The organism is Streptomyces sp. NPDC003691 (assembly GCF_053981115.1).
In genome coordinates this window covers 1-17009 of sequence record NZ_JBSFNQ010000121.1, presented here as the reverse complement: position 1 = coordinate 17009, position 17009 = coordinate 1, and the positions used below count along the sequence as shown (strand labels likewise).

15 protein-coding genes and 1 pseudogene are annotated in these 17009 nt (G+C 74.3%); 12 read left to right on the top strand and 4 right to left on the bottom strand.

Going from position 1 to position 17009, the window contains the following annotated elements; all coding sequences use genetic code 11:
• Window positions 1-25: 25 nt before the first annotated feature.
• Window positions 26-1432 (bottom strand): hypothetical protein, encoded by a 1407-nt coding sequence (locus tag ACWDR0_RS31935; RefSeq protein WP_456355308.1) that lies wholly within the window; start codon window positions 1430-1432, stop codon window positions 26-28.
• A gap of 102 nt (window positions 1433-1534) precedes the next feature.
• Here ACWDR0_RS31935 and ACWDR0_RS31930 point away from each other — a divergent pair, with 102 nt between their 5' ends.
• The 3 genes from ACWDR0_RS31930 to ACWDR0_RS31920 all read left to right on the top strand — a co-directional run bounded on the left by ACWDR0_RS31930 (window position 1535) and on the right by ACWDR0_RS31920 (window position 3948).
• Window positions 1535-2275, top strand: a complete 741-nt coding sequence (locus tag ACWDR0_RS31930; protein WP_456355307.1) for a class I SAM-dependent methyltransferase — start codon at window positions 1535-1537, stop codon at window positions 2273-2275.
• Between the two features lie 274 nt (window positions 2276-2549).
• Entirely contained in the window at window positions 2550-3254 is a 705-nt protein-coding gene (locus ACWDR0_RS31925; RefSeq protein ID WP_456355306.1) for a polysaccharide deacetylase family protein, read from the top strand.
• 169 nt (window positions 3255-3423) lie between these two features.
• Entirely contained in the window at window positions 3424-3948 is a 525-nt protein-coding gene (locus ACWDR0_RS31920; protein ID WP_456355305.1) for a hypothetical protein, read from the top strand.
• Between the two features lie 67 nt (window positions 3949-4015).
• Here ACWDR0_RS31920 and ACWDR0_RS31915 read toward each other — a convergent pair whose 3' ends face one another.
• Entirely contained in the window at window positions 4016-6214 is a 2199-nt protein-coding gene (locus ACWDR0_RS31915) for an ATP-binding protein (RefSeq protein WP_456355304.1), read from the bottom strand.
• A 216-nt stretch (window positions 6215-6430) separates the two neighbouring features.
• On the opposite strand from ACWDR0_RS31915, the gene ACWDR0_RS31910 reads away from it, so the two are divergent.
• The gene (locus ACWDR0_RS31910; RefSeq protein WP_456355303.1) at window positions 6431-7285 is read left to right on the top strand and encodes a thioesterase II family protein; all 855 of its coding nucleotides are present in this window, start codon (window positions 6431-6433) and stop codon (window positions 7283-7285) included.
• 87 nt (window positions 7286-7372) lie between these two features.
• Window positions 7373-7714, top strand: a complete 342-nt coding sequence (locus ACWDR0_RS31905) for a DUF5988 family protein (RefSeq protein ID WP_456355302.1) — start codon at window positions 7373-7375, stop codon at window positions 7712-7714.
• Window positions 7715-7846: 132 nt separating this feature from the next.
• Here the strand turns inward: ACWDR0_RS31905 and ACWDR0_RS31900 are convergent, their stop codons facing one another.
• Window positions 7847-8395 carry a flavin reductase family protein gene (locus ACWDR0_RS31900; RefSeq protein WP_456355301.1) on the bottom strand — a complete coding sequence of 183 codons (549 nt, stop codon included), beginning with the start codon at window positions 8393-8395 and terminating at the stop codon, window positions 7847-7849.
• A gap of 364 nt (window positions 8396-8759) precedes the next feature.
• Here ACWDR0_RS31900 and ACWDR0_RS31895 point away from each other — a divergent pair, with 364 nt between their 5' ends.
• From ACWDR0_RS31895 to ACWDR0_RS31865, 7 genes are read left to right on the top strand one after another with little or no spacing between them, the layout of a single operon-like run.
• Window positions 8760-10385, top strand: coding sequence for an ABC transporter substrate-binding protein (locus ACWDR0_RS31895; RefSeq protein WP_456355300.1), 1626 nt, complete (start codon window positions 8760-8762; stop codon window positions 10383-10385).
• Entirely contained in the window at window positions 10382-11317 is a 936-nt protein-coding gene (locus ACWDR0_RS31890; RefSeq protein WP_456355299.1) for an ABC transporter permease, read from the top strand. The genes ACWDR0_RS31895 and ACWDR0_RS31890 overlap by 4 nt, the downstream gene beginning before the upstream one ends.
• Entirely contained in the window at window positions 11314-12192 is an 879-nt protein-coding gene (locus ACWDR0_RS31885; RefSeq protein WP_456355298.1) for an ABC transporter permease, read from the top strand. The genes ACWDR0_RS31890 and ACWDR0_RS31885 overlap by 4 nt, the downstream gene beginning before the upstream one ends.
• Window positions 12176-14224, top strand: coding sequence for a dipeptide ABC transporter ATP-binding protein (locus ACWDR0_RS31880; protein WP_456355297.1), 2049 nt, complete (start codon window positions 12176-12178; stop codon window positions 14222-14224). The genes ACWDR0_RS31885 and ACWDR0_RS31880 overlap by 17 nt, the downstream gene beginning before the upstream one ends.
• A complete protein-coding gene (locus tag ACWDR0_RS31875; RefSeq protein ID WP_456355296.1) occupies window positions 14175-15260 on the top strand; it encodes a 3-oxoacyl-ACP synthase III family protein in 1086 nt (361 codons plus the stop codon). The genes ACWDR0_RS31880 and ACWDR0_RS31875 overlap by 50 nt, the downstream gene beginning before the upstream one ends.
• A gap of 4 nt (window positions 15261-15264) precedes the next feature.
• Window positions 15265-16224 carry a 2-oxo acid dehydrogenase subunit E2 gene (locus tag ACWDR0_RS31870; RefSeq protein WP_456355295.1) on the top strand — a complete coding sequence of 320 codons (960 nt, stop codon included), beginning with the start codon at window positions 15265-15267 and terminating at the stop codon, window positions 16222-16224.
• Between the two features lie 19 nt (window positions 16225-16243).
• Window positions 16244-16930: a hypothetical protein gene (locus ACWDR0_RS31865; RefSeq protein WP_456355294.1), complete on the top strand. Its 687-nt coding sequence runs from the start codon at window positions 16244-16246 to the stop codon at window positions 16928-16930.
• Here ACWDR0_RS31865 and ACWDR0_RS31860 read toward each other — a convergent pair.
• A pseudogene (locus ACWDR0_RS31860) lies at window positions 16912-17009 on the bottom strand (ribose-phosphate pyrophosphokinase-like domain-containing protein); the annotation flags it as partial. The gene ACWDR0_RS31865 and the pseudogene ACWDR0_RS31860 sit on opposite strands and share 19 nt — an antisense overlap.

The following is a 17009-nucleotide window of genomic DNA, read 5'->3' as shown; positions in this document are numbered from 1 at the left end:
GCTCGCCGCCTTCTGGCCACAGCGCTTACACCGGCCTACGGCAACGCCAGCAGCCGCTCCGCCCGTTCCGACAGCGCCCGGGCTTCATGATCGTCAGGAAGCGGGCCTCCGCGGTCTTCGTGAGCGATCCGGCCGGTACCCGGGCGAAGGTCCAGTTCACGCCCATGTATTCGTGGAAGTCGGCGCCTTCCTCCCGGGCGCCGCCGGCCAGCGGCGGACCGTAGTCGGACTCGCCGAGGACGGGCGCGCCGTTCTCCGGCGGTCCGGTGCGGTACGAGGCGACCGGCGGCGCGCCGGGCAGGAACTGGAAGCCGTAGGCGAGGGCGTCGGGCGCGGTGGAGCCCAGCCAGCCGCGGATCCGCTGCTCCACGCCCGCGTTCCACACCCCGGTGAAGGGTTCGGGGAGCACTCTGACCCAGGATCGGTGGGTCACCGTCACCGGGGTGTCCCAGGCCGCGGTGAGGACCCGGACCCGGGAGACGGCCAGTTCGGCGGCGAGGGTGGTGCTGTCGGCCGCGGCGCGGATCCCGATCCGTCCCGGGGCGGGCGGCAGGCTCTCGGCGGTGCTCTGCCAGCCGGTGCCCTCGGCCTGGTCGGCACGCCAGGCACGGGCCCGGATCAGACCGCCGGTGCGGCTGACCCGGACGCACCACTCGGTGTCCGCCGGGCCGCCGGGCGAGACGGCGAAGGGGGTGGCGAGCTGGGTGACGGAGGTGGCACTGACAGCCTTCTCCAGATGCAGGGTGACCGCGCCGCCCGCGGCGAACGAGAGCCGGGCGCGGCAGTGCTGGGCGGGCCCCTGGTAGCCGAAGGTGAGGGCGAAGGAGCGGGCCGCGTCCGACGGGTCCTGGGCGAACCGCGCGGTGATCACGGCGTCGAGGTCCGTGACCCGGTCGTCCTTCAGCGTCGTATGGCGGCTCACGGTGCTGTTCGCGGGTATCCGGACGACACCGGATCCCGGGGAGACCGCGTAGTCGCCCGCGCCGCCGTTGGCGGTGTCCCAGGCCCCGCCCCCGGGCGAGAGGCCCCAGCCGCCCTGGGCGACCGTACGCCGGAAGGTGTCGTCGAAGGCGCGCTTGTCCTCACGGAAGGTGCGCTCGGGTCCGGTCAGCACGACGGTGCGGGAACCGTGGGTGAGGACCGCAAGGACGTCCCCGCCGTACGCGACCTCGGTCCGGGCGGGTGCCCCGGCCGGGACGGTCACGGTGAGCGCGCCCGCGGCGGCGCGCAGATAGGCCGCGGGGTCGTGCGCGGCGATCGTCACGGAGGTGAGGGATCCACCGGTCGGCACCTCGGCGGCGGCGGGGGCGAGGGCGGACCGCCGCACCGGCGAGGCGAGGGCGGCCGACTGTGCCTCGGCGGCCGAGAGCAGCGTTGCGGCACCTGCGGCGGATATCAGCGAACGGCGGGAGAAGCCCGGTGATCTGGTCATACCCGATGATCGCCGAGTCCCCCGGCCCGACCGCACCCGTCTGCGGTGATATCACCGCCCGGGTGTTCACACGCGGGCTGCGGCAAGCGCATACTGTCGCGAATGGCGACCTACGACAGCATCGGAACGACCTACGCCGACACCCGCCGCCCCGACCCCGCCATCGCCGCCCGGATCCATCAGGCCCTCGGGAACGCCGCCTCGGTGGTCAACGTGGGAGCCGGTGCCGGGTCCTACGAACCGGCCCGCACCGTGCTGGCGGTCGAGCCCAGCGCGGTGATGATCGCCCAGCGACCGGCCGGATCCGCGCGGGCCCTCCAGGCGTCCGCGGAGGCGATCCCCCTTGCCGACGGTTCGGCCGATGCGGTGATGGCCCTGCTGACCGTGCACCACTGGGGCGATCTGGAAGCCGGTATCGGGGAGATGCGCCGTATCGCCCGGCAGCGGATCGTCGTCCTCACCTTCGACCACACCGTCACCCGCGGATTCTGGCTGCTGTCGGAGTATCTGCCCGAGGCGGCCGCGGCCGACTTCGCACGAGCCGTCCCGGTCGGCCGTCTGGCCGCCCTGCTGGGAGGCGCCCGCGTCGAGACGGTGCCCGTCCCGTACGACTGCACCGACGGGTTCCTCGCCGCTTTCTGGCGCCGGCCGGAGGCATATCTCGATCCGCGGGTCCGGGCGGGCATCTCGATGCTCGCCGGGACCCCGGACGAGATCCTGCGGCCGGGTCTGGCCCGGCTCGCCGACGATCTGTCCTCGGGCCGGTGGCAGCGGCGCCATGCCGATCTGCTGAAGCGCGACGAACTCGATGCCGGCTACCGGCTGCTGGTAGTCGACCTCTGAGGGCCGGCGCCGTCCGGCCGGGGCGGGGGCCGGGGGTGTACCGGAGGTGTTACGGGCCGCCCCGGCCGCACGGAGCGCGGGAACGGGAACCCCCGCTGCGGCCGCCGGAGACTGAGAGCCGGGTGGCGGGCGGGTGTTTCTGGGGCTCACGGGACAGGGGCATACGGTCCGCGGGAAGTCGCCCACCAGCGGTTCCGGTGTCCGGCACATCGTCAACTTCCTTTTTGGACAGGAGCATTGACACGCGTACTGGTCTGGACCAATGATGCGGGCCATGCCGAGACCCCGAGCCGTACTGGCCCTTCTGGTACCCCTTCTCGCCCTGCTGGGCCTGACCGTTCCCGCACCGGCGAGTGCGGCGCCGACGAGCGCCGCGACCACGGCCACGACCGCCTCCTGGCCGCCTCCCGCACCGGTGGTGAACCGGGTCGACACCCGTGACCCGGTCGTGTTCATCACCATCGACGACGGCTGGTACCACGACCCCGAGGCTTCGAAGATCCTGCTGGACCGCCGGGTTCCGGCATCGCTGTTCGTACTGCCGGACGCCTACTCGTACGACGCGGCCTACTACCGGAAGCTGCTCGACCACGGTCCTTCCCGGCTGGAGAACCACGGGCTCACCCACCCCGACCTGACCACGCTCGACCTCCAGGGCCAGCGCGCCGAACTCTGCGGAGCCCGCCAGCGGCACCTGGCGACGTTCGGCTACGAGCCCCGGCTGACCCGGGCGCCCTACGGCTCGTACAACACCGACACCCAGGTGGCCGCCCGTGCCTGCGGTTCGAAGGCAGTCGTCGGCTGGACGCACGACCAGACCACCTGGGGCACCCCGCCCGCCGCTCCGGCCCTGGCGGCCGGCGACATCGTGCTGCTGCACTTCACCCCGAGCCTGGCGGCCGACCTGAACCGCGTCCTCGCGGCGGCCGACGCGGCCGGGCTGCGGCCCGCTCCGCTGCGCGACTACATCCGGGACTGACCCCGCCCCCCAACCCCCACGGGATCACACCGTGTCCCGGCCGGCCGGCAACGGCCCGGCCGGGGCGCGGTGGCCCGCGCCGGGTCGCGTCGCGTCGAAGGCGACCAGGTGTGGCCCCGGGACCGGTCGCGCACCCGGAGTGTCGGCGCCCGGCCCTAAAGTGCCGCTCATGGTTGCTCCCCTCGGCGGACCGCCGCTCGGCGAACGTCTCACCGACGGCTATGTCGTCACACCCGGCCCCGGCTGCTCCCCCTCCTTCCAGGAGTACGTGGCGGCGGCCAGGGCAGGCGCGTTCGAGACCCTCCTCTCGTTCGAAGCACCGGAGTTCGACCCGGCGGTCCGCGAGCAGACGGATCCCGTCGAGCTGGCCTTCAAACTGCTGCTCGTCGCGGCGGACTCCGGCCTCACCGAGGCCCATGACCTGGTCGACGACCTGCTCCACGGCTCCGACCTCGCCCATGACGACGACGGGTTCACCCGGGGCAACGCCCACTTCGAGCTCGGGCTCGCCTATCTCCTGGGCGCCGACGGCCTCCCCGCGGACCCCGGCAGGGCACGGACCCACCTCGTGCGGGCGCAGTCGTACGGATGGCCCGGAAACGTGGTGGGCGGCGAATCCCTGCTGCGGCGGGCCCGCGCCCTGCTGTCCGCACCCCTGCTCGGCGTCTTCGACGAGGTGTACGGCCCCGGGTGACAGGGTCGTTGCCTCGCCGACCGGGCAAGCCGCCCGCTCACCCCGGCCGGTCCTCCGGGGCCGCGCGCTAAGAGCCGCCGGTCCGGGCCGTGTCCCGGTCCAGCTCGCGGAGAAGGACCTCGTCGTGGGCCTCCTCCGCGATCGCGCGGGCCTCGGCGAACCGGCGCAGTGCCGGGGCGGCCGCGCCCTCGGCGGTGTGGACACGGCCGAGGCCCTGGAGGGCCCGGGCCTCGCCCCGGCGGTCGCGCAGGCCGCGGGTGAGGTCGAGGCTCATGGCGAAGGAGCGGGCCGCGGAAGCCGGTTCGCCGCTGTCCAGTTCGGCCTGGGCGAGACCCCGCCAGGCATACGCCTCGGCGCGGCGGTCGCCCAGATCGCGGAACTCCTCCAGGGCCTCCCGGAACAGCGGTACGGCCTCGGCGGCCCGCCCCTGCCCGCTGCGGACGACGGCGAGGCTGCGGCGGGCCTGGGCCGCGAGCCGGCGGTCTCCGGCCGCGCGGAGTCCCGCGGCCGCGGCGCTCAGCCGTTCGGCGGCGATGTCCCAGGTGCCGCGGTTGCGGTGGACGATGCCCTGGACCAGTTGCACGGCGGCCAGCCCGTGCGCGTCGTCCACGGCCTCGTATCCGGCCGTCGCCCCCTCGTAGGCGGCGAGGGCGTCATCGGTCCGGCCCAGGTCGCGGCAGAGCGCGCCGCGGTCGAACAGGGTGATCGCCTCGGCCCGGCGGTCGCCCGACCGGCGGGCCGAGGCGAGGGCCAGCTCCACGGCGGTCCCCCAGTCGTCCCAGGTCGCCAGCATCTCGAAGAACGGTGCGCCGATATGGGTGAGTTCCCATGCGGCGTCCCACAGCTCCCGTTCGCAGGCCAGCCGTACGCACGCCACCACGTTCAGCCGCTCGGAGACGAACCAGGCGACCGGGTCGGCCAGCAGGCGGCCCTGCTCGCCGGGTTCGACGCCGTGGCGCGGATGGCCGCCGGTCTTGCGCAGTTCGCCCGGCTGGAAGCGGTCCTCCGCGGCGGCGGCGAGGGTGAGATAGGCGCCCAGCAGCCGGCCGGTCGCGGCGGCCGCCCCGGGTTCGTGCTGCTCGCGGGCGAGCGCGCGGAGGAGGTCGTGGAAGGTGTAGCGGGCGGTGCCGGTCTCGTCGGGGCCGAGCGCGTCGAGGAGCTGTGCCGACACCAGTGCGTCGACGAGGCGTTCGGCCTCCCGCAGGGGGATGTCCAGCAGGGCCGCGAGCGGCCAGACCGCGAAGTCGGCTCCGGGGAAGAGCCCCAGCATCCGGAAGGCCCTGCGCTGGTCGTCCGGGAGCCCCTGGTAGCTGATCATAAAGCTGGAGCGTACGTCGAGGTCCCCGAGTTCGAGGTGGTCGAGCCGGCCGCGTTCGTCGGCGAGGCGGGCGGCGAGAGCCGCCGGGGTGAGGTCGGGCCGCTCGGCCAGGCGCGCCCCGGCGATCCGGACGGCGAGCGGGAGCCGTCCGCAGAGCGCCACCAGCCGGCGGGCCGCGTCGGGTTCGGCCGCCACCCGCGCCGGGCCCGCGATCCGGCCGAGCAGCTCCACCGCCTCGCCGGGTTCCAGCAGGTCGAGGGCGATCGTCCGGGCCCCTTCGATGGTCCCGAGGCGCGCCCGGCTGGTGACGATTACCGCCGCGTCCGGGCCGCCGGGCAGCAGGGGACGGACCTGCCGTGCCCCGTTGGCGTTGTCGAGGACGACGAGCAGGCGGCGTCCGGCGGTCAGGGTCCGCAGCATCTGCGCGCGGTCGTCCGTGCCGTCGGGGATCGCGCGCGGGTCGGCGCCCAGGGAGCGCAGCAGCCGGGCGAGCACCTCGGCCGGTTCGGCCGGCCGGGGGTCGTAGCCCCGGAGGTTGGCGAAGAGCTGCCCGTCGGGGAAGCGGGCGGCGGCGCGCTGTGCGGCCCGTACGGCGAGCGTCGTCTTGCCCAGGCCGCCCTTGCCCACGACGGTCACCAGCGTCCCGGTGGTCCCGTCGGGTGCCGCGCCCAGCGCCTCCGCGAGCTGGGCGAGTTCACCGGAGCGGCCGGTGAAGTCGGGTATGTCGCGCGGGAGTTCCCGGGGTACGGGGCGATCCGGTGCGACGGTCGCGGCGGGCCTCCCGGCCTGGGACCAGGCGAGCCCGCCGCCGACCGCCGCGGCCGCCGCGGCGAACCCGTACTGACCGGGCCCCACACTGCCGAACGCCTGCCATCCGGCGGCCACCGCGGCAAATGCCCCGGCCGCGCCCGCCAGCCCCCATGTCCACCGTATGAAGCCCGAGTTCACACCGCGCATCGTAGCGAGCGGGCGCCGGATCGCGGCACCGTTCGCGGGGTCGGGCGGGGGCTGCGGGCGCCCGGTGTCCGAAGCGTGTCTTCAGGGGAGGTTAAGCCCTCGTTTGGCCGGGGGCCGGACCCTTCAGGGGTGGGCCGGCCGCCGCCCGGTCGCGGCCGCCGCCGGGCTGTTCCCGCCCGCCGCCCGGACCGGACGATCGGAGCTGCGATGACCCACGCCGGTACTCGTCCCGCCCTCCGCCAGGAGATCCGGACTCCCTATCTCGCGGTTCGCCCGGACTCCGTTCCGGACGCGCCGCTGAGCCTGTTCTGTCTGCACCACGCGGGCGGCGGCGCCTCGGTCTTCCGTGACTGGCAGCGGGCTCTCGGACCCTCGGTAGCGGTGCTGCCGGTCCAGTTGCCCGGCCGTGAGCGCCGGGTCCGCGAGCCGCGTTTCACCGAGATGACCGCGCTGGTGGAGGAGCTGGACGAGCATCTCGACCCGTACCTCCGGACCCCGTACGTCCTCTACGGGCACAGCATGGGCGCGCTCGTCGCCTGGCACCTCTCGGTGTTCCGGGCCGCCGCGGGCCGACGCCTCCCGGAGGCACTGCTCGCCGGGGCGTGCAATCCCCCGCATGTGCCACCGGTGTCGGCCGGCACCCGGGACATGTCGCGGCAGCGGCTGCTGCGTTGGCTGCTCGACGCGGGCGGTATCTCGGAGGCGCTGCTCCAGTACCCGGACTGGGTCGACGCGGCCGTCTCCGTACTCCGCGACGATCTGGACCTCTGCAACAGCCATCGGCCGCCCGGCCCGGACGGGCCCGGGCCGCTGCCGTTCCCCGTCCACACCTTCGCGGGCACCGCCGACCCGCTGATCGACGCCGCGGCGATGGCGGGATGGGCCCGGCACGGCGCGGCCCCCGGGGTCCGGCACACCGTACCGGGCGGCCATCTCTTTCTCCGGGACTCGCCGGACCATCTGTTCGGACTGCTCCGTTCGGTGCTGAGCGGTCCGGTGCCGAGCGGTCGGGGTCCGAGCCGTCCGGGGCCGGGGCACGGCGAGCCGGGGCGCACGGGCTGACCCGCGGCCGCCTTCCGCCGCGGCCGCGCCCGACGAGGACCGCACCACCACGTCCGCAGGAACCGTGACCGAGAGAGCGAGGCCATCATGGAGACCGAGCCGTACCGCAGGACCGGGCCGTACCGGGAGACCGGGCCGTTCGCCGGGACCCGGCCGACCGGGGAGGCCGGGGAGGCCGGGGAGGCCGGGGAGGCCGAGCCGTTCGCGGAAACCACCGGAAACGCCGTTCTCCGGGGCAGTCCTCATGCCGCGTGGGCGGCGGGACAGGCCGAAGGCCAGGTGGTGACGGTCGACGATCCGACGCAGACCCTCAAACTGCTGCACGGCAATCACTACGACCACTTCGTTCCCACGGCGGAATCGCTGGAGCGGGGCGGGCGGACTCTGCGGGTCTTCCGGTGGAGCCACGAGACGTATATCGCGGAGTGAGCACGGAACGGGGGCGGGGCGAACGCGCCGGGCACGGGCGGGCGGGGCGCGGGCGGGCACGCCGGGGTCCGGGGCCCGCCCGGCGGGGCGGGCCGCTCGCGCCCCGCCGCCCGGCGGCCGCGCGTGCGCCGCTCATGTGTCCGGGGCGTCCGTCGCACCGAAGAAGGCCCCGTACCCCCCGCGGTAGCTGAGCAGCGGGCCCTCGTCGCAGGACCGCAGGTCCGTCCGTGCCACCCGGCAGAGCACGATCTCGTGGTCCCCGGCCGGAAGCTCCGCGGTCACCTCGCACTCCAGGGTGGCGAGGCCGCCCACCGGCACCGGCAGCCCGGACGGCGAGTCCGTCCACTCCAGATGCCGGAACTTGTCGCGGCCCCGGCCCGCCAGGCCCGTGCTCACCGCGCGCTGGGCGGAGCTGAGGACGACGACTCCGATACGCCCGCCGCCGCGCATCCGCGGCCAGGAGGAGCTGGTGCGCGCCATGCAGAAGGAGACCAGCGGCGGGGACCCCGAGGCCAGTACGAAGGAGTTGGCGACCATCCCGACCGGTTCACCGGTCGCCGGGTCGCGTCCGACGACGGCCACGATCCCGGTGGCGAAGTGGCCGAGGACCCGGCGGTAGTGGGCGTGGTCCGTGGCGGCGGGAGGCGCTCCGGGCACGGCGGCGGACGGTTCATCGGACATGGCCACGACCTCGTTCACAGTGTCGGCGACGGGGATTCCGGAGCGCCGGGACGGAGGTCCCGGGGCGGAGCTTCCCCGGCGGGGATTCCGGGGGCGGCGACGGCCGCCGGGCCGGCCGGGTGAAGGCGCCCGTGGCGGGCCGCCCCGCACCACTTCCGGCGCCTTCGCCCGGCCCGGCACGCCCGGCGGGCTCGCCACGGGCCCGGCCCTGCCGGAGCCCGCCCGAACCACGATACGTAGGCAGCCTCCGCTTTGCAATGTCCCGTTCATACGCACCCGTTGGGCTTTAGACCGCCCTTAGCCCGGTCCAGGACCGGCCGGTGACCCTCAGTGGGCAAAAGGTGTACGGCAGTGGGAGGTGGGAGTGTTCAGCAGTGGTTCAGCGGGCCGCCCGTGGAGACGGGCCCTCGCCGGGTGTCTGGTCCTCGCGGCAGCCGTGTCCGGATGCGGACTCACGGCCGAAACGGCACGGCCGTCGGACTCGCTCGTCTATGCCGTCGAAACCGAACCGGACTGTCTCGACCCGCAGGTCAGCCCGCTCGACGCCACCGCCGCCCTGGTCCGCAACACCCATGACTCGCTGGTCTCGATGGACCGGAGCGGGGCCTTCCACCCCTGGCTCGCCGAGCGGTGGAGCAGCTCCCCCGACGGCCTCTCGTACACCTTCCGGCTCCGCCCCGGGGTCCGCTTCCACGACGGGACCGGCCTCGACGCCGCCGCCGTACGGGCGACACTCGACCATGCGGTGAACCCGAAGACCCGGTCGATGTACGCCGCCAGCCTGCTGGAGGGGTACCGGCGGACCGTGGTGGTGGACAAGCTGACGGCGCGGGTGGAGCTGGCCCGGCCCAACGCGGCGTTCCTCCAGGCCCTCAGCACCGCCTATCTGGGCATCCAGTCCGCCCGGGCGCTGGCGAAACCGGCCGGGGAGCTGTGCACGAAGCCGGTCGGCTCGGGCCCGTACCAACTGGTCTCCTGGTCCCGGAAGCACAGCATCACGCTGCGCCGGAACCCCGACTACCGGTGGGGTCCGGGCCCGGACGGCCGGACCTCGCCGCCGCCGATCCCCGAGATCACCTATCTCTTCGTCTCCGAACAGTCCGTCCGGCTGGGCCTGCTGACCAGCGGCCAGGCCGACGCGGTGGACAACGTACCGCCGCGGAACGTCGCCTCGCTGCGGCGCTCCAGCGGCTACGAGGTGCACCGCACCGACAACCCCGGCCTGCCCTGGACCCTGTTCCTCAACCCCAACCGGGGGCCGCTCGCGGACGTCCGGGTGCGGCAGGCGCTGACCAAGGCGATCCGGCTGACGGACCTGGTGGACTCCGTCTACCACGGACAGCGGACCCGGGCCTGGGCACCGCTCTCCCCCACCACCGTCCACCACGCGGCGGTCCCGCCGTGGGAGTACGACCCGCGGGAGGCAGGCCGTCTCCTCGACGCGGCGGGCTGGGAGCGGCGCGACGGTGACGGCTACCGCGTCAAGGACGGCAAACGCCTCTCCCTGTTCTGGCCGTACATCGACTTCCTCGCCCGGGACGGCCGGGACGCGATGGGGCAGGGCATCCAGGCCGAGGCCCGCCGGGCGGGCATCGAACTCCGCTACACCCGGCTGGACCCGGGCCAGTTCGCCACCAGGGCGGGCTCCGGCGACGCCGATGTGCTCGCCTTCAGCTTCACCCGGGCCGAACCCGACATCCTGCGCCACTACTTCGGCTCCGGGAAGACCGCCGAGAAGGGCGGCTCGAATCTCTTCCGGATCAAGGACCCGGCGCTCGACGCCTGGCTCGACCGGGCGATCACCAGCTCCTCCGCGCCCGTCCGGGCCGCGGCCTACCAGAGCGCCCAGCGCCATGTCCTCGACCGGGCGCTGGCAATCCCCGTCTATGTACCGGCGACGACCGTCGGATACGTCTCGGGCCTGCGTGGTCTGCGCTGGGACCCGGCGGGCTACCCCGTCTTCCAGGACGCCCGGCGGGAGGAATCGTGAACCCGCTGGTGAACTGGCTGGCACGGCGGCTGCTGCTGGGCGTGCTCGTGATCCTGGGCGCGGCGACGGCGGCCTTCGCCGCGCTGCATCTGACGCCGGGCGATCCCGCCGAGGTCATGCTCGGCGGTACGGCGACCTCACCGGAGGCGGTGGCCGAGGTACGGCGGGACCTGGAGCTGGACCGGCCGCTGGCGGCGCAGTACGCGTCGTTCATGGGCCGGCTGCTCACCGGTGATCTGGGGACCTCGTACCAGCTCCAGCGGCCGGTCACCGAACTGATCTCCGAGCAGGCGCCGCCCACCCTCTGGCTCGCACTGACCGGATTCGCGCTGGGCTGTGCCCTCGCGCTGCCGCTGGCCGTGGCCACCGCGGGGCGCCGCCCCGGGCTCCGCAGGCTCTCCGCCGCGGTCGAGCTGGCGCTCATCTCCACCCCCGCCTTCTGGGTGGGCGTGCTGCTGCTCGCGCTGCTCTCCTTCCGCTGGCAGCTCTTCCCGGCGGCGGGCGGCGAGGGCGTACGGGCCCTGGTCCTGCCCGCGGTCACCCTGGCGCTCTCCCTGGTCGGCGTCTTCGCCCAGGTGCTCCGGGAGTCGATGGAGGACTCGCTGAAACAGCCCTACGCGCTGGCCTCCCGGGCTCGGGGCGCCACCGAGACCGACCTCCGGCTCCGGCACGCCCTGCGGCATGCCCTGGTCCCGCTGGTCACCCTGTCGGGCTGGACCATCGGGGCCCTGCTCAGCGGCACCGTCATCATCGAGACGGTCTTCAGCCGCCAGGGGCTCGGGCGGCTGATGACGGCCGCCATCAACAGCCGTGACCTGCCTGTGGTGACCGGTCTGGTGATCGCGTCGGCCGCCCTGTTCGTCATCGTCAACATCCTGGTCGACTGGCTCTATCCGGTGATCGACCCCCGGCTCAAGGAGGCGGTCGCGTGACCACCGCGATCACCGGTACCGAATCCCCCGCGGTCCGGGCGCACGCCCGGCGGTTCCGGGTCTCGTACGCCGGATACACGATTGCCGCGGTCCTGCTGGTCCTGCTGGGTCTGGCCGCGGCCTGGCCGGGGCTCTTCGCCACCCACGCCCCCGACGCGGTGGATCCGATCGGCACCCTCCAGGGGCCGTCGGGCGCCCATCTCCTCGGCACGGACGAGCTGGGGCGGGACGTCTTCAGCCGGCTCGTCCACGGCACCCGGCTCTCGCTGCTGCTGGGGCTGGGCGCCACCGGCCTCGCCGTGGTCGCGGGCACGCTCCTCGGAGTCCTGGCGGCGACCTCGCACCGGGCGGTCGACGAGGCGATCATGCGGGTCAACGACGTCCTGCTGGCCTTCCCCGGGCTGCTGCTCGCCCTGCTGGTGGTGGCCACCCTCGGCCCCGGCACGCGGAACGCGACGATCGCCATCGGGCTCTCCATGACCCCCGGTTTCATCCGGCTGGCCCGGGCCCAGGCGCTGACGGTGAAGAACGCGGACTATGTGACGGCGTCCCTGGGCCTGGGGCTGCGCCCCTCGGTGGTCTACCGCCGCCATCTGCTGCCCAACGCGATGCCGCCGGTCCTGGTCTTCGCCACGCTGAACGTCGGCACCGCGATCCTGGCCGGTTCGGCCCTGAGCTTCCTGGGCCTCGGCCCCCAGCCGCCGACCCCCGAATGGGGCGCGATGCTCGCCGAGGGCCGGAACCATCTGGACGCCGCCTGGACGGCCGCCGTCTGTCCCGGGCTGCTCATCACCCTGACGGTGGCGTCGATTCATGTGCTGGGCGGGGCCGCCCGGAACAGAGTGGAAGGAACGGGTCGTGGTGGGACGCACTGACGGGGAGCGGCGGGAAACGGAACCGCTGCTCGCGGACGGGGGCACGGACGGGTCGGGCACCAGCACCGAACCGCTGCTCGTGGTCCGCGGGTTGCGGGTGTCGTTCCCGGCGCCCACGGCCCGTTCGGGGCACGGCGACGGCAGCGGCACCGGCGTCGGCGAAAGCGACGGTGACGGTGACGGTGACGACGGCGGCCGCACGGTCGCCGCCGTCCGCGGGGTCGACCTGACGCTGGCGGCCGGGGAGTGCCTGGCCGTCGTCGGCGAGTCGGGTTCGGGCAAGACGGTCACCGGGCGGGCCCTGCTCGGACTTGCGGGCCCCACGGCCCGGGTCACCGCGGACCGGCTTCTGCTGTCCGGGCGGGACGTCCGGGACCTCGACGAAGAGGGCCGGCGGGCGCTGCGCGGCCGGCACGTGGGACTGGTCCCGCAGGACGCGCTGGTGTCACTGGACCCGCTGCGCCGGGTGGGCGCCGAGGTCACGGAGGCGCTGCGGGCCCATGGGCTGGCCGGGCGGCGGGACCGGCCCGGCAGGGCGGTCGGCCTGCTGGAGAAGGTCGGTGTGCCCGAACCGGCGGTCCGGGCCCGCCAGTATCCGCACCAGTTGTCGGGCGGTCTGCGCCAGCGCGCGCTGATCGCCGCCGCACTGGCCGCCGGTCCCGGGCTGATCGTCGCCGACGAACCGACGACCGCTCTGGACGCCACCGTCCAGGCGCGCATCCTGGACCTGCTGGCCGAACGCCGGGACAACGGCGCCGGGGTACTGCTGATCAGCCACGATCTCGCGGTGGTCGCCAGACTGGCGGACCGGATCGCGGTGATGTACCGGGGGCTGATCGTGGAGGAGGGAGCGGCCCGGGAGGTGCTGCGGAATCCGTCCCACCCCTACACCCGGGAGCTGCTGCGCGCGGTGCCCGGCCCCGGAACCCGGGGCACCCGTCTGTCGTCGCGTCCCGTCAGCGGGTCCGTGACCGGCACGGCGGGCACAACCGGCGCGACGGGCACGGCGGGAACAACCGGCGCGGGAACAACCAGCACGGAAGCCACCGGCACCGGTGCGGGACCCGGTGCAGGCAAGAACGGCACCGGTGCGGGACCCGGTGCAGGCAAGAACGGCACCGGTGCGGGACCCGGTGCAGGCAAGAACGGCACCGGCGCGGCCCGCCCCGAAGTGCTGGCCGCGGATGCCCTGAACGTCTCCTTCCCGCTGCCCGGCGGAGGCCGCCGGCAGGCCGTGCGCGAGGTGTCGTTCACCCTCTCCGCCGGAGAGACCCTGGGCGTACTGGGCGAATCCGGATCGGGCAAGACCACCGTGGCCCGGATCCTGATGGGGCTGCTGGAGCCGGACCGCGGACGGGTGTCGTTCCTCGGCGAGCCCTGGAGCGGGCTGCCCGAACGGAAGCGCCGCGCCCGGCGGCGGCGTATCCAGCTGGTGCACCAGGACCCCTTCGGCGCCCTCGACCCCCGCTGGACGGTCCGGCGGCTGGTCGGGGAGGCGTTCGACGGACCGGGCGGCGGCCGGGCGGGCGCTGCCGAGGGACGCGACCGGCGGGTACGGGATGTGCTGGAGCTGGTGGGACTGGACGCGTCGGTACTCGACCGCCGCCCCCGCGAACTCTCCGGCGGCCAGCGCCAGCGGGCGGCGATCGCCCGGGCCCTGGTACCCGGGCCCGCGGTCCTGGTCTGCGACGAACCCGTGTCCGCCCTGGACGTTTCGGTGCAGGCCCAGGTGCTCGACCTGTTCGCCGATATCCAGGCGTCCACCGATGTCGCGATGGTCTTCATCTCGCACGACATCGGAGTGATCCACCATCTCAGCGACCGGGTGCTGGTGATGCGGGACGGCGCCGTGGTCGAGGAGGGCGCCACCGACGACGTACTGCTGCGTCCCCGGTCGGCCTACACCCGTGAGCTGCTGGACGCCGTACCGCGGCCGGAGCACGCCTGGCGGGAGCCGGGCGTCCGATCAGAAGGGACAGTCCATGCCGTCCACAGCCACCGCCACAGCCACGACCCGCAGATCCGCCGCTGACCCGCCGGTCCGCGTCCTGTCGGCGGCCACGGCCCTGCCGGGCCCGCCGGTGGACAACGCCGCCCTCGCCCGCCGGTTCGGTATGAGCCCGTCCTGGCAGGAGTGGGTCGACGTCTTCATCGGCACCCGGACCCGGCATCTCTCCATCGACCTGGAGACCGACGAACCGCTCTGCACGCTCGCCGACCTCGGCGAGACCGCCGGCCGGCGGGCCCTCGAAGCCGCCGGGCTGGAACCGGACGCGGTCGACCTGCTGGTGCTGGGCACCGCCACCCCCGATCTGCTGATGCCCACCACGGCCAGTGTGGTCGCCGACCGGCTCGGCATCGACGAACTGCCCGTCTTCCAGCTCCAGTCGGGTTGTACGGGCGCGCTCCAGGCGATGAGCGTGGCCACCCAGCTCCTGCGCGCCGGGGAGCACCGGACCGCCCTGGTGATCGGCGGCGACGTCTGCGCCCGGGCCTTCGATCTCACGGCCGACCTGCGGACGATGCCGCCCGAAGAGATGATCAACGCGGTGCTCTTCGGGGACGGCGCCGGCGCGGTGGTCCTGACGACGCTGCCGGTGCCCGGCGCGGTGACCCTGCGCCGGGTCCGTACCCGCCTCGCCGGACTGGGCCGCGAGCCCGGCCAGACCCTGGCCTGGTTCGGCCCCAACGACCGGAACAGCGGCCGCCCGTCCGTGACCGAGGACTACAAGGCGATCGAACGGCGCGTACCGGAAATGGCCGTCGAGGTGTACGGCGAACTCCTCGCCGAGCTGGGCTGGGAGGCCGGGGACCTGGACTATCTGCTGCCGCCCCAGCTGTCGACCCGGATGACCGCGAACATCGTGGAGGCGCTCGGCGGGGGCGGCGGGACTGCGCGGGCCCGGGAGATCAGCTGCATCACCCGCACCGGCAACAACGGGAACGGACTGCCGTTCCTCCAGTTGGAGGAGGTGCTGCCGCTGATGGCACCCGGGGAGCGCGCGCTGGGCATCGCCATCGAGTCCAGCAAGTGGATCAAGTCCGGTTTCGCCCTGGAGAGGGAGTGAGGGCATGGCCGTGACCCGGGTGGCGCGGGAGCGCCGCCATACCGTCTACTTCCTGAACGCCGTACGGGACTTCGCCCCCGTCCATCTGGACACCGAGGTCGATATGACCGCCGTCCGGCGGCACCGCGGCGCGGCGGCGGACCGCGGACGGCGCTACTCCCCCGTCGCCTATGTGCTGCATACCGCGGGCCGCGCCCTGGCCGCCCGTCCGGAAGCCAACGCGGCGGTACGGGGCCGGGTCTGGCCGAAGCTGGCGCGCTACGACTCCGTGGCGGGCAAGCTGGCGCTGGACCGGACGCTCGGCGGCCGGCGCGTGGTGCTGGCGACCGTGCTCCCGGGACTGGAGCGGGCCGGGCTGGAAGCGATTCAGCGGCAGATCGACCGGGTCCGGGACGGCGATCCCGAAACGCTGCCCGAGTTCGCCGGTGTCCGCAGACTGCACCGGCTGCCCGCCCTGCTGGCACCGCTGGCCTACCGGCTGGCGACCCGGCCGCTGCCGGGCCGGGACCGGCGTACGGGCACCTTCTCCGTCAGCTCCCTGGGGCACGGTCCGGTCGACGGCTTCCACTCGGTCGGCGGTACCACGGTCACCTTCGGCGTGGGCCGGATCCTGGACCGGCCGGTGGTCCGCGACGGGGCGGTGACCGTGGCCCCCGTCATGCGGCTCAACCTCACCTTCGACCACCGGGTGATCGACGGCGCCGAGGCCGCCGAACTGCTGGCGGCCGTCAAGGACGGTCTGGAGGCGTTCGGCCCGGAGGAGCAGGCGGCCCCGGAGGACGGTTCCGGCACGGCCACGGGCACCGCCGCGGAGTCCGCAGCCGGATCCACTGCCGGATCCACTGCCGGGTCCGCAGCCGGGTCCGCAGCCGGGTCCGCAGCCGACCGTACCGGGCGGGCCGGTGGCGGCGTGCCCCGCCCGGAGCAAGCCGAGGCCACGGCCGCCCGGCCGGACCGGCCCTGAACACCACCGGGAGCAGAGCGTGGACGAACGCAGCAGCGGCGGCACCGACGACGGCACCACCCCCGCGCCGGACAGCCGCCCCGGCCCCCTTCCCGCCACCGTGCCCGCGGGCGGGGGCGCGCCCGCCAACGACCTGGCGGAGCTGAAGCGGTACGTCGAGGTCCATGCGAAGGCGCAGCGCATTCCGCCCGCGGTCCACTCCGGAGTGATGGCCCGGATCAGGAACGACGATCCGGAGGGCCCCGGCTCCTGGACGTACGAATGGTCGCGCGCGGGCGAGGAGGCGGAGGCCGCCGGGCGGCCGCTGGACGCCTGCCGGGCTTTCACGATGGCCCGCTTCCCGTACGTCGACGGTCCGGCCAGGGCCCGCGCCCTGGAGCGCGCCACGGCCGCCTTCGACCGCTGGCGGCGCGACGGCACACCCATCGAACCGCACACCGTCGAACTGCCCGGCGGGACGGTCCGCTGCTGGACCGCCGGGCTGTCCGCGCGCGAGCCCCGGCCCCTCCTGCTGTTCAGCGGGGGCATCGTCAGCACCAAGGAGCAGTGGGCGCCGGTGCTGACCCGGGTGGCCCGGCTCGGGATGGCCGGAGTGGTCACCGAACTGCCGGGAGCGGGCGGGAACACCCTGGTGTACGGGCCGGACAGCCCGGCCTTCTACTCCCGTGTCCTGGACTCCGTCGGCGACCGGTCCTGGCGGGCATAGCCGTAGAACGGCACGATCACGGTGATGCTCCGGGCGGAAGCCCGCTTCAGCGCATCGATCATGATCAGCTGTTCCATGA